Annotated in this window: 19 protein-coding genes; 7 read left to right on the top strand and 12 right to left on the bottom strand. The window is 66.9% G+C overall.

Going from position 1 to position 18,594, the window contains the following annotated elements:
- The 4 genes from AC1RAA_RS06330 to AC1RAA_RS06315 all read right to left on the bottom strand — a co-directional run bounded on the left by AC1RAA_RS06330 (position 1) and on the right by AC1RAA_RS06315 (position 5,134).
- Positions 1-1,437, bottom strand: coding sequence for a TolC family protein (locus tag AC1RAA_RS06330; protein WP_492727199.1), 1,437 nt, complete (start codon positions 1,435-1,437; stop codon positions 1-3).
- Between the two features lie 5 nt (positions 1,438-1,442).
- Positions 1,443-2,174, bottom strand: a complete 732-nt coding sequence (locus AC1RAA_RS06325; RefSeq protein ID WP_159271604.1) for a MerR family transcriptional regulator — start codon at positions 2,172-2,174, stop codon at positions 1,443-1,445.
- Between the two features lie 73 nt (positions 2,175-2,247).
- Complete coding sequence (locus tag AC1RAA_RS06320; RefSeq protein ID WP_492727196.1) at positions 2,248-2,616, bottom strand: nuclear transport factor 2 family protein; 369 nt, start codon at positions 2,614-2,616, stop codon at positions 2,248-2,250.
- Position 2,617: 1 nt separating this feature from the next.
- Entirely contained in the window at positions 2,618-5,134 is a 2,517-nt protein-coding gene (locus tag AC1RAA_RS06315) for a sodium-translocating pyrophosphatase (RefSeq protein ID WP_492727194.1), read from the bottom strand.
- 254 nt (positions 5,135-5,388) lie between these two features.
- Here AC1RAA_RS06315 and ppa point away from each other — a divergent pair, with 254 nt between their 5' ends.
- The gene (gene ppa / locus AC1RAA_RS06310) at positions 5,389-5,916 is read left to right on the top strand and encodes an inorganic diphosphatase (protein ID WP_007834256.1); all 528 of its coding nucleotides are present in this window, start codon (positions 5,389-5,391) and stop codon (positions 5,914-5,916) included.
- Positions 5,917-5,957: 41 nt separating this feature from the next.
- On the opposite strand, the gene AC1RAA_RS06305 is transcribed toward ppa, so the two are convergent.
- Together AC1RAA_RS06305 and AC1RAA_RS06300 are read right to left on the bottom strand one after the other, a co-directional pair.
- On the bottom strand, positions 5,958-6,710 hold the full coding sequence (locus AC1RAA_RS06305) for a hypothetical protein (RefSeq protein WP_492727192.1): 753 nt from the start codon (positions 6,708-6,710) through the stop codon (positions 5,958-5,960).
- A 77-nt stretch (positions 6,711-6,787) separates the two neighbouring features.
- Positions 6,788-7,948 carry a GNAT family N-acetyltransferase gene (locus AC1RAA_RS06300; protein WP_492727189.1) on the bottom strand — a complete coding sequence of 387 codons (1,161 nt, stop codon included), beginning with the start codon at positions 7,946-7,948 and terminating at the stop codon, positions 6,788-6,790.
- 19 nt (positions 7,949-7,967) lie between these two features.
- Between AC1RAA_RS06300 and AC1RAA_RS06295 the strand changes: the two genes are divergently transcribed.
- Positions 7,968-9,665 carry an NAD+ synthase gene (locus AC1RAA_RS06295; RefSeq protein WP_159271608.1) on the top strand — a complete coding sequence of 566 codons (1,698 nt, stop codon included), beginning with the start codon at positions 7,968-7,970 and terminating at the stop codon, positions 9,663-9,665.
- A complete protein-coding gene (locus tag AC1RAA_RS06290; RefSeq protein WP_056580191.1) occupies positions 9,662-10,000 on the top strand; it encodes a P-II family nitrogen regulator in 339 nt (112 codons plus the stop codon). The genes AC1RAA_RS06295 and AC1RAA_RS06290 overlap by 4 nt, the downstream gene beginning before the upstream one ends.
- A 126-nt stretch (positions 10,001-10,126) precedes the next feature.
- Here the strand turns inward: AC1RAA_RS06290 and AC1RAA_RS06285 are convergent, their stop codons facing one another.
- From AC1RAA_RS06285 to AC1RAA_RS06260, 6 genes are read right to left on the bottom strand one after another with little or no spacing between them, the layout of a single operon-like run.
- Entirely contained in the window at positions 10,127-10,717 is a 591-nt protein-coding gene (locus AC1RAA_RS06285) for an LOG family protein (protein ID WP_095950203.1), read from the bottom strand.
- Between the two features lie 31 nt (positions 10,718-10,748).
- Complete coding sequence (locus AC1RAA_RS06280) at positions 10,749-11,147, bottom strand: diacylglycerol kinase (protein WP_119552011.1); 399 nt, start codon at positions 11,145-11,147, stop codon at positions 10,749-10,751.
- Positions 11,144-11,704 (bottom strand): RDD family protein, encoded by a 561-nt coding sequence (locus AC1RAA_RS06275; RefSeq protein ID WP_062481437.1) that lies wholly within the window; start codon positions 11,702-11,704, stop codon positions 11,144-11,146. Before AC1RAA_RS06275 ends, AC1RAA_RS06280 begins: the two co-directional genes overlap by 4 nt.
- Before the next feature lie 12 nt (positions 11,705-11,716).
- Positions 11,717-12,532, bottom strand: a complete 816-nt coding sequence (locus AC1RAA_RS06270) for a DUF3106 domain-containing protein (RefSeq protein ID WP_492727185.1) — start codon at positions 12,530-12,532, stop codon at positions 11,717-11,719.
- Positions 12,533-12,591: 59 nt separating this feature from the next.
- Positions 12,592-13,017, bottom strand: a complete 426-nt coding sequence (locus tag AC1RAA_RS06265) for a DUF3619 family protein (RefSeq protein WP_062478060.1) — start codon at positions 13,015-13,017, stop codon at positions 12,592-12,594.
- A complete protein-coding gene (locus AC1RAA_RS06260) occupies positions 13,014-13,580 on the bottom strand; it encodes an RNA polymerase sigma factor (protein ID WP_062478063.1) in 567 nt (188 codons plus the stop codon). Before AC1RAA_RS06260 ends, AC1RAA_RS06265 begins: the two co-directional genes overlap by 4 nt.
- 283 nt (positions 13,581-13,863) lie before the next feature.
- On the opposite strand from AC1RAA_RS06260, the gene AC1RAA_RS06255 reads away from it, so the two are divergent.
- The 4 genes from AC1RAA_RS06255 (at position 13,864) to pssA (ending at position 18,452) form a co-directional block, all read left to right on the top strand.
- Positions 13,864-15,648: an acetolactate synthase 3 catalytic subunit gene (locus tag AC1RAA_RS06255; RefSeq protein ID WP_095745524.1), complete on the top strand. Its 1,785-nt coding sequence runs from the start codon at positions 13,864-13,866 to the stop codon at positions 15,646-15,648.
- Between the two features lie 129 nt (positions 15,649-15,777).
- Entirely contained in the window at positions 15,778-16,269 is a 492-nt protein-coding gene (gene ilvN, locus AC1RAA_RS06250) for an acetolactate synthase small subunit (RefSeq protein ID WP_062478068.1), read from the top strand.
- A gap of 148 nt (positions 16,270-16,417) precedes the next feature.
- Positions 16,418-17,434: a ketol-acid reductoisomerase gene (gene ilvC / locus AC1RAA_RS06245; RefSeq protein ID WP_062478069.1), complete on the top strand. Its 1,017-nt coding sequence runs from the start codon at positions 16,418-16,420 to the stop codon at positions 17,432-17,434.
- 193 nt (positions 17,435-17,627) lie between these two features.
- A complete protein-coding gene (gene pssA, locus AC1RAA_RS06240; RefSeq protein ID WP_062478071.1) occupies positions 17,628-18,452 on the top strand; it encodes a CDP-diacylglycerol--serine O-phosphatidyltransferase in 825 nt (274 codons plus the stop codon).
- Positions 18,453-18,594: the final 142 nt, after the last annotated feature.

Below are 18,594 nucleotides of genomic sequence, written 5' to 3'. Positions count from 1 at the left end.
TCAGTTCACCTTCACGTCGGCGCGCGCGATGTAGTCGGAAAAAGTCTCGGACAGGCCCGCGCTCTCGAGCAGCTGCGCGAGCGCCTGCACGTAGTCGTTGGCGGCCTGCGCGCGTTCGGTCAGCACCTTGGCCTGGTTGGTCTCGGCATCGATCAGGTCGAGCGTGGTGCTGGTGCCTTCGCGCAGTCCGGCGGTGCGCAGCTTGACCACCTCTTGTGCAAGCTCGACCGAGACCTTCATCTCGAGGTACTGGCGGCGCGCGTTGTCCAGCGCGCGCCAGTTGCGTTCGACCAGCAGCGAGATGTCGCTGCGCGCCTGCAGGTCGGTGCGCTCGGCCTGTTCGACCTGCTTGTGCGAGGCGGCCGACAGCGCGTTGCGGTCGACCGAGTCGTACAGCGTCCAGCGCACGCCGAGGCCGGCCACCCAGTCGGCGTTGCCGCTCTTGATCTCGCGCGTGCCGAAGGCGATGACCTGCGGGCGGCGCAGGGCTTCTTCGCCTTCGTGCAGCTGCTGGGCCTGCGCCTTCTTGGCCGCGACCTTGCCCAGGCCCGGATGCCGCGTGAGCGCCGCATCGATGAAGTGGCCGAGCGGTTCGATCGGCGCGCTGATGAGAAACAGCGGCGTCTGCGGCGTGACGCTGCCTTCGGCGCGCACGGTGCGCGCCAGGGCCACGCCCGCCAGCGCGGCATCGTTCTCGGCCTTGCGGGCGTTGCGGCGCGCTTCTTCATACGCGGCGCTGGCCTGCAGCCGCTCGACGCGCGAAATGACGCCGGCCGCGAGCATCTTCTGCGCCGCCGCGTCGTGCTGCGCGATGGTGCGCTCGGCCTGCAGGCGCAGCGTGGCCGCGCGCTGCGCGAGCTGGGCGCCGAAGTAGCGCTGCACCAGCAGCGTGTCGACCTCGTGGCCGGCCTGTTCGGCATCGGCCTGGGCTTCGCGCGCCTGCGCCGAGACGAAGCCGCGCACCGCGTCGGTCGCGCCGCCCAGGTAGAGCGGCCACACGGCCGACACCGAGGCGTTGGCGCCGGTGTCGTGGCGATTCAGCGTGTAGCTGTTGGGCAGCTGCGGAATCGGCACGCGCGAGACGAAGCTCTGGATCGACGGCGGCAGCGACGAGCCGATCTGGCCGAGCTTCTGGTTGAGCGGGTCGAGGTCGAGGTTCAGGTTCGCGTTGTACGCATAGGCCAGCCCCGAGATGCTGACCACCGGCCCGCCCAGGCGCTTGACGCCTTCGCTCTGCAGTTCCTTGGCCTCGACGGCGATGCGCGCGGCGGCCAGCTTGTCGGAGCGCTCGACCATGCGCTGGCGCGCGGCGTCGAAGCTCAGTGCCAGCGTGGAGGTGGTGTCGCCGCGGGCCTGCTGCTGCGCGAAAGCCGCGCCGCCGATGAAGGCCGGCAACAGCAGCAGGGACGGAAGAAGGGCGAGGCGAGGTCGTGTCATCGGCATCAGGCGGTCTTGTGCAGCAGGGCGTCGAGCTCCTGCTGCAGGATCACGGGAAAGGCGGCCTGCACCGCCCCGGTGGCCAGCGGCCGTGCTTTCTCGAGCAGCTGCGCGGCGCGGCCGGCATCGAGGGTGTCGCCGGAAAGCAGGCTGTCGGCCAGCGTGCGCAGCCAGCGCCGCGCCACGGTGCGCAGCGTGCGGACCATGGTTTCCTGCATGCCGATCACCGCTTCGAGCGGCAGGCCCAGCGCGGCCAGTTGCTCGGCGACCTGACCGAGCGCCGGGCTCAGCACCTGCACCTGGCCGTCGGGCAGTTCGCGCATGAGGCCGGCGCGGGTGGCGCGGCCGAGCAGGGCGGGTGTCATCTGGCCCTGCCACTTGGTGGCCAGCGCCTGGGCCGACACCACCACGGGCGTTTCTTCGGCGAACAGGCTGCCCGACACCGAGCGGGCCACGGCCAGCAGGTCGGGCCAGGTGGAGGCCGGCGCGCGCGTGAAGATGCGGCGGATCGCCTCGATGCCGAAGCCCTGTTCACGCAGTTCGCGGATCAGCGCCAGGCGTTGGACGTGGTCGGCGCCGTACAGGCCGAGCCGGCCCTGCAGCCGCGGCGGCGGCAGCAGGCCGCCCGTGGTGTAGGCGCGAATGTTGCGCACCGTGACACCCGTGCGCGCCGCCAGGGCCTCGATGGAGAGGTCCTGCGGGGCCGTGGAATCGGGTGTGGCGGTGGATGCGTTCATGTGACAGTTTCAATGTTACATCGAAAATGTTGCATAAAACCAGCCCGGATCGCGCGGTCCGGGCGGGGCATCCTCAGCCCGGCTTGCGCTGCGCCGGGTCGTAGAAGAACTGTTCTTCGGCGATGCGCTCGCCGTCCCAGCGCTGCCAGGCGATCTCTTCCATGCGCATGCGGCCGCCGCCCTTGAAGACGAACTCGAAGATCCAGTGGATGCCGACGTGGTCGCCGTTCACCAGCACCGGCCGCACGCAGGTCGACGCCACCGACTCGGTGCGTGCGAGCACGGCGCTTTCCTGCGCGACCAGCGTGCTGCGCCCGCGCCGCGGCTCGGCCTGGTTCTCGCGCATGGTGGCGTCTTCGGTATAGAAATCTTCGATGACCTGGGCATGCGCGCCGCCCTCGACGGCGGCAATGAAGGCTTCGAGCCGGGCGGGCGTGGGCATGTCAGGACTTCACTTTCACTTCGACGCGGCGCGCTTCCGAGGCCGGCCCGTCGGCTTGCGACTGCTCGGGCTTGGCGAGTTCGATCTTGTCTTCGGGCGCGCCCGCCGCCTTGATGGCGTCGCGCACGGCCATGGCGCGCTGCTTGGCCAGCTCGGCGTTCTTGGCCGGGTCGCCGCTGGCGTCGTGGTAGCCGCTCACCAGCACGGTGCTGCCGCTCTGCACGGCCTTGATGACATCGGACAGCGCCTCCTTTGCATTGGGCGCGACCTCGGCGCTGGCGCTCGCGAAGTAGAACTTCACGATGCCGTTCTCGACCTTCACCGCCGCGGCTTCGGTGGCTCCCACGGCCGCCGAGGCGAGGGTGGCGGCCGGCGTGGCCGCCGGTGCCATCGCCGCAGGTGCGGTGGCTGCAGGCGGCGTCTCGACCTTGGTCGGCACGGCCGCCGCTGCATCGCCAGCGTGGAACTTGACCACCAGCGGCACGATCAGCAGCGCCACGATGTTGATGATCTTGATCAGCGGGTTCACCGCCGGGCCGGCCGTGTCCTTGTAGGGGTCGCCCACGGTGTCGCCGGTGACGGCCGCCTTGTGCGCCTCGGAGCCCTTGCCACCGTGGTGGCCGTCCTCGATGTACTTCTTGGCGTTGTCCCACGCGCCGCCGCCCGTGCACATGCTGATGGCGACGAACAGGCCGGTGACGATGGTGCCCATCAGCAGGCCGCCCAGCGCCTTCGGTCCGAGCAGCAGGCCGACCAGGATCGGCACCACCACCGGTAGCAGCGACGGGATCATCATTTCCTTGATGGCCGCGCCGGTCAGCATGCCCACGGCCTTGCCGTACTCGGGCTTGCCGGTGCCTTCCATGATGCCGGGGATCTCGCGGAACTGGCGGCGCACTTCTTCCACCACCGCACCGGCCGCGCGGCCTACCGCCTCCATGGCCATCGCACCGAACAGGTAGGGGATCAGGCCGCCGATGAACAGGCCCACGATCACCATCGGGTCGCTCAGGTTGAAGCTGATGTTCAGCCCGAAGCTCTCCAGCTTGTGGGTGTAGTCGGCAAAGAGCACCAGCGAAGCCAGGCCAGCCGAGCCGATGGCGTAGCCCTTGGTCACGGCCTTGGTGGTGTTGCCCACCGCGTCCAGCGGGTCGGTGATGTCGCGCACGCTGGCGGGCAGCTCGCTCATCTCGGCGATGCCGCCGGCGTTGTCGGTGATGGGGCCGTAGGCGTCCAGCGCCACCACGATGCCGGCCATGCTCAGCATCGACGTCGCGGCCACCGCGATGCCGTACAGGCCCGCGAGGGCGTAGGAGGCCAGGATCGCGATGCACACGAAGATCACCGGCCAGGCCGTCGAACGCATCGACACGCCCAGGCCCGCGATGATGTTGGTGCCGTGGCCGGTGGTCGAGGCCTGTGCGATGTGCTGCACGGGCTTGTACTGCGTGCCGGTGTAGTACTCGGTGACCCACACCAGCGCGGCCGTGAGCGCCAGGCCCACGAAGCAGGCGCCGAACAGCTTCAGCTGGCTGCCGCTGGCGGCAATGGCGTTGTCCGGAATGATCCAGCTCGTGACGAACCAGAACGCGATCAGCGACAGGATGCCCGCCACGGCCAGGCCCTTGTAGAGCGCCGGCATCACGTTGACCATGCCCGGCGACGCCTTCACGAAGAAGCAGCCGATGATCGACGCGATGATCGACACGCCGCCCAGCGCCAGCGGGTACAGCACCGCATCCAGCGGCGCCGCCGTGACCATCAGCGCACCCAGCACCATGGTGGCGATCAGCGTCACCGCGTAGGTCTCGAACAGGTCGGCCGCCATGCCGGCGCAGTCGCCGACGTTGTCGCCCACGTTGTCGGCGATCACCGCCGGGTTGCGCGGGTCGTCTTCCGGAATGCCGGCCTCGACCTTGCCCACCAGGTCGGCGCCGACGTCAGCGCCCTTGGTGAAGATGCCGCCGCCCAGGCGCGCGAAGATCGAGATCAGCGAGGAGCCGAAGGCAAAGCCGATCAGCGGATTGAGGATGGCCGCAAGGCTGTGGTCCGCCTTCGGCGCACTGCCGGCCAGGAACCAGTAAAAGCCCGTCACGCCCAAGAGGCCCAGGCCCACCACCAGCATGCCGGTGATGGCGCCGCCGCGAAACGCCACGTCGAGTGCCGGGCCGATGCCCTGGGTCGCGGCTTGCGCGGTGCGCACGTTGGCGCGCACCGACACGTTCATGCCGATGAAGCCGCAGGCGCCCGAGAGCACCGCGCCGACCACGAAGCCGGCGGCCGTGGTCAGGTCGAGGAAGAGGGCGATGAGCACCGCGAGCACCACGCCGACCACCGCGATGGTGGTGTACTGCTTGGCGAGGTAGGCCGAGGCGCCAGCCTGGATGGCCGCGGCGATTTCCTGCATCCGGGCGTTGCCCGGGTCCTTGGCGAGAATCCAACTTCGGGCCCAGAAACCGTAGCCTACGGCCACCAGGCCGCAGACGATGGCAAGAATCAGGGGGGTGTTGCCGCTCATGCTTTGCTTCTCCATTCGTTCGTTGTGACTTGTGGAGACGGACAGCCTGGGCCCTGCGCGCAACGCGTACGGGACCATGTTCTCCGCCGCGTTGCTTCCTCGAAGCTCGCTGCACCGGAGGTGCGGAGCCGATTGGCCAACGCTTGCAATTTACAGGCAAAAACACACACGCGTGCGACCGGCCCGTGACACGGAAAGTAAACTCCGGGTTTGTCCCCATCCGTCTCATACTTTTCAACTACTCGAAAAACGTCATGTCCTTCGACAAAGTCTCCCCCGGCAAGAACGTCCCCGACGCCTTCAATGTCGTGATCGAAATCCCGATGAACGCCGACCCGATCAAGTACGAAGTCGACAAGGAATCGGGCGCGATCTTCGTGGACCGCTTCATGACGACGGCCATGTACTACCCCGCCAACTACGGCTACGTGCCGCAGACCCTGTCGGGCGACGGCGACCCGGTCGACGTGCTGGTGATCGCCCCGTACCCGCTGCTGCCGGGCGTGGTCGTGCCCTGCCGTCCCCTGGGCATCCTGATGATGGAAGACGAAGCCGGCGTCGACGGCAAGGTGCTGGCCGTGCCCACCGACAAGGTGCTGCCGATCTACAGCCACTGGAAGTCGGTCGACGACGTGAACCCGATGCGCCTGAAGGCCATCAGCCACTTCTTCGAGCACTACAAGGACCTGGAAGCCGGCAAGTGGGTCAAGGTGCTGGGCTGGGAAGGCATCGACGCCGCCAAGAAGGAAGTTCTCGACGGCATCGCCGCGTACAAGAAGTAATTTCTTTCGCTTGAAAGAAACGGCCTGGATGCTCCGGGCCGTCAGCCCCGGACCGCATCCCCGGCCAGCCGCATCCATTCGCGGTTGACGCCTCGCGCATGCGCGTTCCAGTGGCGCGCCGCCTGCTGCAGCCCGTTCCAATGGCGCTGCGCGCCGGCGGTGTCGCCTTGCTGCGCCAGCCACGCGATGTAGCGGGCGCGCGTCTCCACCGTGTTGTAGCTGCTCAGCGCCGCCTCGAAGGCTTCGCGCGCTTCGGACGTGCGTCCCTCGGCGGCCAGCGCGCGGGCGTTGAGCACGGCGACCTCGTCCTTGCGGTAGTCGTCGCGCGTGGCGCGCAGGTTTTGCAGGGCCTGCGAGGCTTCGCGGGCCGAGGCCGGGCTGCCTTCGGCGATCAGCGCGCTGGCCAGGCCGAACTGCAACTCGGGGTCGGAGGCGAAGGGGCCTTTCAGCGCGTCACGGTAGTGCTCGACGGCATCGGCCGCCTGGCCGCGGTCGAGTGCCGCCTTGGCCAGGCGCAGCTTGTTCTGCGCCGTGGGCGCGAGGTCGTAGGCCTCGGCGGCGGCGCGGTATTCGCGCTCGGGGTCGATGAAGCCGATGGCCGCGTTCGCCACCTTGCCCGCGGTGCGCTGCATGCGCGAGGCCGGCAGGTACTCGACCACGAAGTACACGATGCTGCCGAGCAGCGGAAAGCTGAAGAGGATGATGAGCCAGTACATCTGCTTGCCGTGGCGCATGGCATGCACGGCGAAGTACAGCGCGATGAGGATGTGCAGTCCCAGTCCGACGAATGGCATCGGTGCTCCCTGTGTGTTGTGTGTGGTTGTTTGAGTGCCGGGCGGCTTTATAGCAGCCCCCGGCGCTCCCGCACCGATCAGGTCGCCTTGAACGGGCTGCGTTCGCCGAGGTGGTCCATGTAGTTCTCGATGCCGGCGCCTTCGCGCTCGAGGAAGCGCTCGACGGCATCGGCGAACGACGGGTGCGCGAGCCAGTGGGCGCTGGTGGTGCGCACCGGCATCAGCGCACGGGCCATCTTGTGCTCGCCCTGCGCGCCACCTTCGAAGCGCACCGCGCCGTGCGCGATGCACCAGGCGATGGGCTGGTAGTAGCAGGCCTCGAAGTGCAGGCAGTCGACGCGCTCCAGCGCGCCCCAGTAGCGGCCGTAGGCCACCAGCGGCTGGGCTTTGTCGGTGGAGAGTGCGATCAGGCTGGTCGCGATGGGGCGCCCGTCGCGCTCCGCCACGAACAGCAGCCACGCCTCGGGCAGCGTGTCGGCCATGCGCTGGAAGAAATCGCGCGTGAGGTAGGGCGGGTTGCCGTGCTCGCGGTAGGTGCGCTCGTAGCAGCGGTAGAAGAAATCCCAGTCGGCGGCGGCGATGTCGGTGCCGCGCGACCAGCGGAAGCTGACGCCGGCCTCGGCGACCTTGCGGCGCTCCTGGCGGATCTTCTTGCGCTTGTCGTGCGAGAGGCTTGCCAGGAATGCGTCGAAGTTGGTGTAGCCGGGTTGCGTGTTCGTCCAGTGGAACTGCACCGTATGGCGCAGCATCAGCCCGGCTTCGGTGCACGCGGCGATGTCGGCGTCGGCGCCGAACAGCAGATGCAAAGACGAAAGTTCCTGTTCCTTGCAGACCGCCACCAGCGCCTGCACCAGCAGCGTGCGGCTTGGCGCGTCGCGTGCCAGCAGCCGGGCGCCGGGCACGGGCGTGAAGGGCGCCGCCACCACGGCCTTCGGGTAGTAGGCGAGCCCGTGCTGCTCGTAGGCGTTGGCCCAGGCCCAGTCGAACACGTACTCGCCGTAGGAATGGTCCTTGAGGTAGAGCGCGCAGGCGGCTTCGAGCACCTCGCCGCGCCACAGCGTGACGAACTGCGGTGTCCATCCGCGCTCGGGCGAGGCGCTGCCGCTGTCGTGCATCGCCGCGAGGTATTCGTGGCGCATGAAGGGCGAGGGTTCGGGCTGCGCGGCGAGCAGGGCGTTCCAGGCTTGCGGGTCGATGTCCGACGGCGACGCCAGAACCCGAATGACATAATCGTTCAAGCCTTTTTCTTCCTTCTGTATGACGCTCAAGCTCGCCATCGCGCAACTCAATTTTGTGGTGGGCGACCTCGTCGGCAATGCGCAGAAGATCGTCGGCGCCGCACGCGAGGCCTACGCGCAGGGCGCGCGCCTTCTGCTGACACCCGAACTCTCGATTGCCGGCTACGCGGCGGAGGACCTGTTCCTCCGTCCCGCCTTCACCGAAGCCTGTGATGATGCCGTGAAAGGCATCGCGGCCGCGCTGGCTGACCTCAAAGACATGGTCGTGGTGGTGGGGCATCCCAGCGGCGGCAGCCTGCGCAGCCGATCTGTGGCCGTGCAGTTGCGTCACAACGCGGCCAGCGTCCTCAAGGAAGGCCGCATCCTCGAGACTTACGCCAAGCGCGAACTGCCGAACTACCAGGTGTTCGACGAGCGCCGCTACTTCACGCCGGGGCAGGGCACCTGCGTGTTCGAGGCAGGCGGCGTGTCGGTGGGCCTGCTGATCTGCGAGGACGCCTGGTTCGACGCGCCGGCCGAGCTGGCGCGCGCCGGCGGTGCCGAGGTGCTGGCGGTGATCAACGCCTCGCCGTACCACGTGGGCAAGGAAGGCGAACGCGTGGCGCGCATGGCCGACCGCGCACGCGCCGTGGGCCTGCCGCTGGTCTACGCGCACCTGGTGGGCGGGCAGGACGAGGTGGTGTTCGACGGCGCCTCGTTCGCGCTGCAGGCCGACGGCGCGCTGGCCGCGCAGGCCGAGAGCTTTCGCGAGCGGCTGGTCTTCATGGAGCTCGCGCGCGGGGCGCAGGGCGGCGTCGCCGTCGTGGCCGATCCGTTGGCCATCGCCGCGCCGCGCGACGCCGAGGCGCAGCTGTGGGACGCGCTGGTGCTCGGTGTGCGCGACTACGTCGGCAAGAACGGCTTTCCGGGCGCGATCCTGGGGCTGTCGGGCGGCATCGACTCGGCGCTGGTGCTCGCGATCGCGGTGGACGCGCTGGGCAAGGACAAGGTCCGCGCGGTGATGATGCCGTCGCCCTACACGGCCGACATCAGCTGGATCGACGCGCGCGACATGGCCGGCCGGCTGGGCGTGCGCTACGACGAGATTTCGATCAAGCACACCTTCGAGTCCTTCAAGGCCGCGCTGGCCGGGGAGTTCGCGGGCCGGCCGGAAGACACGGCCGAGGAGAACATCCAGGCCCGCATCCGCGGCACGCTGCTGATGGGGCTGTCGAACAAGTTCGGCGCCATCGTGCTGACCACCGGCAACAAGAGCGAGATGGCCACCGGCTACTGCACGCTCTACGGCGACATGGCGGGCGGCTTTGCGGTCATCAAGGACTTGCTCAAGACCACTGTGTTCGCGCTGGCGCGCTGGCGCAATGCCCACGACCCGTACGGCACCGGCGCGGCGCCGATTCCCGAGCGCATCATCACGCGCCCCCCGAGCGCCGAGCTGCGCCCCGACCAGACCGACCAGGACAGCCTGCCGCCCTACGACGTGCTGGACGGCATCCTGGCACGCTACATGCAGGACGATGAAGGCATCGACGAGATCATTGCCGCGGGCTACGACCGCGCGGTGGTCGAGCGGGTTGCGCGGCTCATCAGGATCAACGAATACAAGCGGCGCCAGGCGCCCGTAGGCATCCGGGTCACCCACCGAAGCTTCGGCAAGGATTGGCGTTACCCTATCACCAGCAAGTTCAACGAAACCGCCGGAGCACAAAAACCATGAAGCAGATCACCGCCATCGTCAAACCCTTCAAGCTCGAGGACGTGCGCGAAGCCCTCGCCGAGGTGGGTGTCACCGGCCTCACGGTGACCGAGGTCAAGGGTTTCGGCCGCCAGAAGGGCCACACCGAGCTGTACCGCGGCGCCGAGTACGTGGTCGACTTCCTGCCCAAGATGAAGGTCGAAGTGGTCGTCAACGAGAGCGACGTGGAGCGCTGCATCGAGGCCATCGTGAGCTCGGCGCGCACCGGCAAGATCGGCGACGGCAAGATCTTCGTGACCGAGGTGGAGCGCATCGTGCGCATCCGCACCGGCGAAGAAAACGAAAACGCAGTCTAGCCAGGCTCGCCCCCAGGCTTCGCGCACTTCGTGTCGCTTCGCCAACCCCCTACCGGGGGCAACACCTGAGGCCCGGCGGAGCCGGTTCCTCGGTGTTCGCTGGAATAGGGCCTCGAGGCTTTCGGGTCAGAGGTTTTCTGAGAGCTTGTCGTCGCGGGGGTGCAGGGGGACTTCGGCGCGCAGCGCGGTCAGCAGTTCGGGCACGTCGGTGCCGGTGCGCACCAGGTCCATCTGCCATTCGCCCATGAAGCCCTCGCGCACGCTGTGCGCCAGGAAGCTCAGCAGGCCGTCGTAGTAGCCGGCGGTGTTGAGGATGCCGGTCGGCTTGTCGTGGTAGCCGAGCTGGCGCCAGGTCCAGATCTCGAACAGTTCTTCGAAGGTACCGATGCCGCCCGCCATCGCGAGGAAGGCGTCGGCGCGCTCGCCCATCATGGCCTTGCGCTCGTGCATGGTGTCGACGACGTGCAGCTCGTCGCACAGGGGGTTGGCCAGTTCCTTGTCGACCAGGGCCTTGGGGATGATGCCGACGACGCGGCCGCCGGCCTGGCGGGTGGCCTCGGCCACCGTGCCCATCAGGCCGGTGCGGCCACCGCCGTAGACGAGTTGGCCGCCGTGGCTGCCGATCCATTGGCCCACGGCCTGGGCGGCCTGGGAAAACTCGGGGCGCTCGCCGGGGCGCGAGCCGCAATACACGCAAATCGAAAATTCAGGGGTCATCCTGCGATCATGCCGCAGGCGGCGGACCCGCTCATGACACGAAGCGTTGCCACAGGGCCGCGGCCCAGATGCCGCCGCACAGTGTGAGCGACAGCAGGACGGCGGCGCTGCCCATGTCCTTCGCGCGCTTGGAGAGGTCGTGCCATTCGGGGCCGATGCGGTCGATGGCGGCTTCCACCGCCGTATTGAGCAGCTCCACGATCATCACCAGGACCGCGCTGCCGGCGAGCAGCGCTACCTCGACCCAGCTGCGCCCGAGCCAGAAGGCGGCCGGGATCATCAGCATCGACAGGATGGCTTCCTGGCGGAACGCCGGCTCGCTCCAGCCGGCGCGCAGGCCGTGCAGCGAGATCAGGGTGGCATGCCAGACGCGCTCGAAGCCCTTGCGGGCCTTCTGCGGGTTCACGGCGGGGTCGGGCAGGGCACTCATTGGCGGCTCATCGGCTTGGAGGTGATGAGCCGCGTACCGGCCCAGGCGTCGTGCCAGAACTGGCGCTCGGGGTGAAAACGGGCCAGCAGCGCCCAGATGGCGACCCAGCCGAAAATCAGCACGGTCGACTCGCCGCCCGACAGCTTGAACGGGGCGATGGCGGCCAGTGGCGGCAGGAACCACACCCAGCTCAGCAGGTAGCGCGCGAGTGCGCGGCCCTGGCTGACGGGGCGGCCGTTGCGGTCGACGATGCGGATGTTCCAGGTCTTCATGGCCAGCGTCTGGCCCTTGGCCCAGAACCAGACGAAGTAGACGCCGAACACCACGAAGAGGAAGGCCTGCAGCAGGTGCCGCCGTTCGTCCATGGCATCGCGCATCTGGCCCAGCGTGCTGAACAGCCAGCCGGACACGAACACGACCGCGAACAGCAGCATGCCCTCATAAAGCCAGCAGGCCATGCGCCGCCACAGGCCGGGCACCGCGGGCGCGTTGGGGGTAGATGAAGAGGGCGAGGCCGACTGGCCGGGTCCCGAGGCCTCGGGCGAACTGGAAACCATCGAAACCTTCGGTCAGGGGGCGGAGGGCGAGGCCGTGGGCGCCGTGGCCGCGGACGGTGCCGGCACCTGCGCTTCGGCGGGCACCGGTGGCGGCGTGAGGCTGCTCGGTGCCGACGCCGCCGGGGCGATGACGGTGCTGGCCGGCACGGCGGTGCGTTCCACGGCGGCAGGCGGTGTCGCCGGCGAACTCACCACGATGGCCGACGGCGGCAGCACGGGTGTGGGGGGCGTGGCCGGCACGATGCGGGGCGTGTGCTGTCCGGGCGGCGTGACGGCCGGCACAGGCACGAGTTTTTGCGACGAGACCGGGCGCACTGGCAGGGCGGCGCCGCGGGGCTTGGGCGGAGCACTCTCGGCGAGCTTGCGTTTTTCTTCTTCGCTCAGCGCCTGGTACTGCTCCCACTTGAGCTTGCGCTCGTCGGCAGGCACGCGCTTGACCTCGGCGAAATTCAGGCGGGCCTGGGCGCGCTGCTGGTTGCTCAGCGCCGCCCATTCGATCATGCGGCTGTGCAGCGTGACCTGGTCGTCGGCGGGCATGTTCGCGTAATTACGCGACAAGGCCAGCCACTTGCGCTTCTGGCCGGCGTTCAGCGTGTTCCAGTGCGAAGCCAGCGGCTTCAGGGCGTGCTGCTGCTCATTGCTCAGTTCGTTCCACAGGGGCTTGGTCGTGGCAACGGCCTTGGGGCTTGCCGCGCCATTGGTGGCTGCGGCGTGCGTGGCGGGCTTGGCGGTTTCGGGCAGCGTCTGTGCATCAGCCAGCGTCAGGCCGAAGGCAGCGGCTGCCAGCGCACCCGCCCAAACGACGGCGCCCGCCGGGAGCGGGCGCAACGGAAGCAGGGCTTTCGCACGGGAAACGGAGCGGCGTCGCATTCGGTCGGGCAAGGTGTTCAGTCGGAGGCGCTGTCGGACTTCAGGAATTGGGCGAAGCCGGGATCGGTGTAGGCGGCGGGCGGCAGGTCGCCCGTCAGCAGGGCCGAGTCGACCTCGGCGAGTTCGCTGGCGCGGTCGTCGTCCTGCAACACGCTGATGGTGATCAGGCCGGCCACCAGGGCGATCAGGGGCACCACGGAACCGATGCGGGTCCACCAGCTGCCGCCCAGCGTGACCGTGTGGCCCGACTGGACCGCGACGGGCGCCGTGCGCAGCTGCGGCGCCTGCTTGCGCGCGGCCACGGCCTGCGAACGGGCAACGCGCAGACGCTCGCTGATGTCGTGCGGCAAGGCTTGATTGCCGTCCGACAGCCGGGCCGCCAGCCGTTGGCCGAAGCGGTCTTCTGCTGCGCTGGATTGAGAGGTTGGAACCTTAGTGTTCATAGCGATATTCCCTTGGCCTTGAGCGCCTTGCTCAGAGCGTGGACAGCTCGCGAACAATGGGTTTTGACGCTGCCCTCGGAGCAGCCCATTGCGGCGGCCGTCTCTGCGACGTCCATTTCCTCCCAGTAACGCATCAGGAAAGCCTCGCGTTGACGGCCGGGCAAAGCCGCGATCTGTTCTTCGATTTCGTGAAAGACCTGGCTGCGGCGGGTGGTGTCTTCGGCGCTCTCCGATTCTCTGGAGTCGGTTGGCGAGACGAAGTTCTCCAGCAAGTCGAAATCTTCGCCGTTGTCGGCCGGTTCGAAGTCGCTCAGATTGGAAAAAAGGGCGCGGCGGGTCTTCTGGCGGCGGAACCAGTCGAGCGTGCAGTTCGACAGGATGCGCTGGAACAGCATCGGTAGTTCCTCGGCAGGCTTGTCGCCGTAGTGCTGGGCCAGCTTCATCATGCTGTCCTGCACGATGTCCAAGGCCGCTTCTTCGTCCCGCACGTGATAGACCGAGCGCTTGAAGGCCCGTCGTTCGACGTTTTTCAGGAAGTCGGAGAGTTCGTGTTCAGTAGCCAAATGAGAGGGGGCGGCGGGACGCGCCGCGTGGGGAGGATGTTTGGCGAACGCTCATGTTTTTATGCCGCGGATTATGCCTTTGTGCCAAGACAGGGCACCTGAAGCGAGTCTGAACGCGCCGGTAGTGTCATAATCCGCCTTGCAAGTCAAAAGGCAAACGGGTCACGGTCCGGCGGAACATCAGTCCGCTCATGGCTTTGGCCTCAAGTCCTGGCGCGGCCCCACAAGGGCTGGCAAGGGGCACCCAAGGTTTTTCGTTCCCGAAAAAACACAAAGGTTGATCATGGAAATCTCGAAGGCGGAACTCGCTTCCGCAGCAGCCGCGTCCTCTGGCGCCGGCAACACCACGCAAGAACTCATGGGCGCTGAAGTGCTGGTCAAGGCACTGCAGGCCGAAGGCGTCCAGTACATCTGGGGCTACCCGGGCGGCGCGGTTCTCTACATCTACGACGCGTTCTACAAGCAGGACACCATCCAGCACGTGCTGGTGCGCCACGAACAGGCCGCCGTCCACGCTGCCGACGGCTATGCGCGCGCCACCGGCGAAGTCGGCGTGGCACTGGTGACCTCCGGTCCCGGCCTGACCAATGCGGTCACCGGCATCGCGACGGCGTACATGGACTCGATCCCGATGGTGATCATCTCCGGCCAGGTGCCGACGGCCGCCATCGGCCTCGATGCCTTCCAGGAATGCGACACGGTCGGCATCACGCGCCCCATCGTCAAGCACAACTTCCTCGTCAAGGATCCGAAGGATCTGGCCATGACGATGAAAAAGGCCTTTCACATCGCACGCAGCGGCCGTCCCGGCCCCGTGGTGGTGGACGTGCCGAAGGACGTCTCCTTCAAGAAGATCCCGTACAGCGGCTATCCCGACAAGGTCGAGATGCGCTCGTACAACCCGGTGCGCAAGGGCCACGGCGGGCAGATCCGCAAGGCGCTGCAGCTGCTGTTGGCGGCCAAGCGCCCCTACATCTACACCGGCGGCGGCGTGCTCCTGGGCAATGCCACGAACGAGCTGCGCACGCTGGTCGACATGCTGGGGTACCCCGTCACGAACACGCTGATGGGCCTGGGCGCCTATCCGGCGAGCGACCGCAAGTTCCTGGGCATGCTGGGCATGCACGGCACCATCGAAGCCAACAACGCGATGCAGAACTGCGACGTGCTGCTGGCCGTGGGCGCGCGCTTCGACGACCGTGTGATCGGCAATCCGAAGCACTTCGCGCAGAACGAACGCAAGATCATCCACGTCGACATCGACCCGTCGAGCATCTCCAAGCGCGTGAAGGTCGACATCCCGATCGTCGGCGACGTGAAGGACGTGCTCACCGAGCTCATCTCGATGATCCGCGAGAGCACCACCAAGCCCGACGCCGGTGCGCTGGCCGACTGGTGGAAGACCATCGAAGGCTGGCGCTCGCGCGACTGCCTCAAGTACGACCGCGACAACAAGGACGTGATCAAGCCGCAGTTCGTGGTCGAGACCCTCTGGAACATGACCAAGGACGCCGACACGTACATCACGTCGGACGTCGGCCAGCACCAGATGTGGGCCGCCCAGTACTACCGCTTCGACGAGCCGCGCCGCTGGATCAATTCGGGCGGCCTGGGCACCATGGGCGTGGGCATTCCCTACGCCATGGGCATCAAGCTCGCCAAGCCCGACTCGGAAGTGTTCACCATCACCGGCGAAGGCTCGGTGCAGATGTGCATCCAGGAGCTCTCCACCTGTTTGCAGTACAACACGCCGATCAAGATCTGCTCGCTCAACAATCGCTACCTGGGCATGGTGCGCCAGTGGCAGGAGATCGAATACTCCGGCCGCTACAGCCACAGCTACATGGACGCGCTGCCCAACTTCGTGAAGCTCGCCGAGGCCTATGGCCACGTCGGCATGCTGATCGAGCGTCCACAAGACGTGGAGCCGGCGCTGCGCGAGGCGCGCAAGCTCAAGGACCGCACGGTGTTCATGGATTTCCGTACCGACCCCACCGAGAACGTGTTCCCGATGGTCAAGGCCGGCATGGGCATCACCGAGATGCTGCTGGGTTCCGAAGATCTCTGATCCGGAACATTCGTTCGTTCAACCTTTACTGACGAATCTATTGCCCGCCAAGCCCGCGCATTACCGTGCACGGGGGAGGGCGGCGAAAGCGAAAGCTTCCGCGTAGGCGAAAAGAGGAGTCACGCCAACATGAAACACATCATTGCAGTGCTGCTGGAAAACGAGCCGGGTGCTCTTTCCCGCGTGGTGGGCCTGTTCTCGGCCCGTGGCTACAACATCGAATCGCTGACCGTGGCGCCGACCGAGGACGCAAGCCTCTCGCGCATGACCATCGTCACCAACGGCTCGGACGACGTGATCGAGCAGATCACCAAGCACCTGAACCGTCTCATCGAGGTCGTGAAGGTGGTCGACTTGACCGAAGGCGCCTACACCGAGCGCGAGCTCATGATGGTGAAGGTGCGTGCGGTGGGCAAGGAACGCGAGGAAATGATGCGCATGGCGGAAATCTTCCGTGGCCGCATCATCGACGTGACCGACAAGAGCTACACCATCGAGCTGACTGGCGATCACGGCAAGAACGACGCTTTCCTGGAAGCGATCGACCGCGGCGCCATCCTCGAGACGGTGCGCACCGGCGCCAGTGGCATCGGACGCGGCGAACGCATCCTGCGGGTCTGACACCATGATTCGGAGCTCAGTCGCTGCCCGTTCGGGCTGAGCTTGTCGAAGCCTCCGCGCGAGCGGGGACTGCATTGAGCCCTTCGACAGGCTCAGGACGAACGGCACAACAACACACTGCAACTCGCTTATCTATCTGGAGAACATCATGAAGGTTTATTACGACAAGGACGCGGACCTGAGCCTCATCAAGGGCAAGACGGTTGCCATCATCGGCTACGGCTCGCAAGGTCACGCACATGCGCAGAACCTGAACGATAGCGGCGTCAAGGTCGTTGTCGGCCTGCGCAAGGGCGGCGCTTCGTGGGACAAGGTCGGCAAGGCCGGTCTGCAGGTCGCTGAAGTCGCTGACGCCGTGAAGTCGGCCGACGTCGTCATGATCCTGCTGCCCGACGAGCAGATCGCCGCCGTCTACAAGAACGACGTGGCCCCGAACATCAAGGAGGGCGCTTCGCTCGTCTTCGCGCACGGCTTCAACGTGCACTACGGTTTCGTGCAGCCGCGCGCCGACCTCGACGTGTGGATGGTCGCTCCCAAGGCTCCGGGTCACACCGTGCGCGGCACGTACACGCAAGGTGGCGGCGTGCCGCACCTGATCGCGGTGCACCAGGACAAGAGCGGCAAGGCGCGTGACCTCGCGCTGAGCTACGCCACCGCCAACGGCGGCGGCAAGGCCGGCATCATCGAGACCAACTTCCGCGAAGAAACCGAGACCGACCTGTTCGGCGAGCAAGCGGTTCTGTGCGGCGGCACGGTCGAGCTGATCAAGGCTGGTTTCGAAACGCTGGTGGAAGCCGGCTACGCGCCCGAAATGGCGTACTTCGAATGCCTGCACGAGCTGAAGCTGATCGTCGACCTGATCTACGAAGGCGGCATCGCCAACATGAACTACTCGATCTCGAACAACGCCGAATACGGCGAGTACGTCACGGGCCCGCGCATCGTGACCGACGAGACCAAGAAGGCCATGAAGAAGGTCCTGCAGGACATCCAGACCGGCGAATACGCCAAGAGCTTCGTGCTCGAAGCCGCTGCCGGCCAGCCGGTGCTGATCAGCCGCCGTCGCCTGAACGCTGAGCATCAGATCGAAGTCGTCGGCGAAAAGCTGCGCGCGATGATGCCCTGGATCAAGAAGAACAAGCTGGTCGACCAGACCCGCAACTGATCTTCAGAGGCAAGAGCCAACAGGGTGCTTCGGCACCCTGTTTCGGAGGGCCACCCGTCGCGGTGGCCCTTTTGTTTGAAGGGGAGTGCACGGGTCCCCTGAACTACACTGCGAAGCATGCGATTCACAGACCAAGATGCTATCGAATGGATAGCTGACCGGGCAGTTCCCACGAGGGACGGAGGCCAATTCAATGCATGACGACACCGTCCCCGACGACGCGCAACCGCGCAAGCGTCGCAAGGGCATCTACATCCTGCCGAACCTGTTCACGCTGGCGGCGTTGTTCGGCGGCTTCTACTCGGTCGTGATGGCCATGAACGCGCGCTTCGACCTGGCCGCGCTCGGCGTGTTCGCCGCGATGGTGCTCGACAGCCTCGACGGGCGCGTGGCCCGCATGACCAACACGCAAAGCGCGTTCGGCGAGCAGATGGACTCGCTGTCCGACATGGTGTCGTTCGGCGCCGCGCCCGCGCTCATCGCCTACGAGTGGTCGCTCAAGGGGCTGGGGCGCTGGGGCTGGATCGCCGCCTTCGTGTACTGCGCCTGTGCCGCGCTGCGGCTCGCGCGCTTCAACGTCAACACGGGCGTGGTCGACAAGCGCTGGTTCCAAGGCCTGCCGTCGCCGGCGGCCGCGGCATTGGTGGCGGGCTTCATCTGGCTCGTCAACGAATGGGGCAAGCGCGGCGGCGAGGTGCTGTACCTCTCGTGGACGCAGATCACCTGGGTCACCTTCGCCTTCACGCTGTACGCGGGCCTCACCATGGTGACCAACGCGCCGTTCTACAGCTTCAAGGACATCCAGATGAAGAAGAGCGTGCCCTTCGTCGTGATCGTGCTGATCGCGCTGGGCATCGCGGTCATCAACATCCATCCGCCGACGGTGCTGTTCAGCCTCTTCGTGGCCTATGGCCTGAGCGGTTACGTGGTGTACGCGTGGCGCAAGGCCAAGGGTCAGCCCGTGAGCGTGATCAGCACCTCGACCGAAGAGCCCGACGAGAGGGGACTGCACAACTGAGGAAGCCCCCGGCCTTCACAGGCCCCCGAAGGCTGTGCTACATTCGCAACCCTCATGACCAAGATCTCGCTGCTGGCCCTACTAGCCCTCCCTCACGGGCGGAGACGGTAGCGCACGCGCTAATCCTTCATCACGGCCCGTT

Source organism: Variovorax sp. GW823-FHT04F07 (genome assembly GCF_058795995.1).
This window is presented reverse-complemented; position numbering and strand designations above follow the sequence as displayed.

Bases quoted from the DNA above. Each gene is read 5' to 3' on its own strand.
- ppa (WP_007834256.1), top strand. From the start codon at position 5,389: ATGTCCTTCGACAAAGTCTCCCCCGGCAAGAACGTCCCCGACGCCTTC.
- pssA (WP_062478071.1), top strand. From the start codon at position 17,628: ATGCATGACGACACCGTCCCCGACGACGCGCAACCGCGCAAGCGTCGC.
- AC1RAA_RS06315 (WP_492727194.1), bottom strand. From the start codon at position 5,134: ATGAGCGGCAACACCCCCCTGATTCTTGCCATCGTCTGCGGCCTGGTG.
- AC1RAA_RS06265 (WP_062478060.1), bottom strand. From the start codon at position 13,017: ATGAACACTAAGGTTCCAACCTCTCAATCCAGCGCAGCAGAAGACCGC.
- AC1RAA_RS06325 (WP_159271604.1), bottom strand. From the start codon at position 2,174: ATGAACGCATCCACCGCCACACCCGATTCCACGGCCCCGCAGGACCTC.
- AC1RAA_RS06295 (WP_159271608.1), top strand. From the start codon at position 7,968: ATGACGCTCAAGCTCGCCATCGCGCAACTCAATTTTGTGGTGGGCGAC.
- ilvC (WP_062478069.1), top strand. From the start codon at position 16,418: ATGAAGGTTTATTACGACAAGGACGCGGACCTGAGCCTCATCAAGGGC.
- AC1RAA_RS06330 (WP_492727199.1), bottom strand. From the start codon at position 1,437: ATGACACGACCTCGCCTCGCCCTTCTTCCGTCCCTGCTGCTGTTGCCG.
- ilvN (WP_062478068.1), top strand. From the start codon at position 15,778: ATGAAACACATCATTGCAGTGCTGCTGGAAAACGAGCCGGGTGCTCTT.
- AC1RAA_RS06305 (WP_492727192.1), bottom strand. From the start codon at position 6,710: ATGCCATTCGTCGGACTGGGACTGCACATCCTCATCGCGCTGTACTTC.
- AC1RAA_RS06320 (WP_492727196.1), bottom strand. From the start codon at position 2,616: ATGCCCACGCCCGCCCGGCTCGAAGCCTTCATTGCCGCCGTCGAGGGC.
- AC1RAA_RS06255 (WP_095745524.1), top strand. From the start codon at position 13,864: ATGGAAATCTCGAAGGCGGAACTCGCTTCCGCAGCAGCCGCGTCCTCT.
- AC1RAA_RS06290 (WP_056580191.1), top strand. From the start codon at position 9,662: ATGAAGCAGATCACCGCCATCGTCAAACCCTTCAAGCTCGAGGACGTG.
- AC1RAA_RS06280 (WP_119552011.1), bottom strand. From the start codon at position 11,147: ATGAGTGCCCTGCCCGACCCCGCCGTGAACCCGCAGAAGGCCCGCAAG.
- AC1RAA_RS06285 (WP_095950203.1), bottom strand. From the start codon at position 10,717: ATGACCCCTGAATTTTCGATTTGCGTGTATTGCGGCTCGCGCCCCGGC.
- AC1RAA_RS06275 (WP_062481437.1), bottom strand. From the start codon at position 11,704: ATGGTTTCCAGTTCGCCCGAGGCCTCGGGACCCGGCCAGTCGGCCTCG.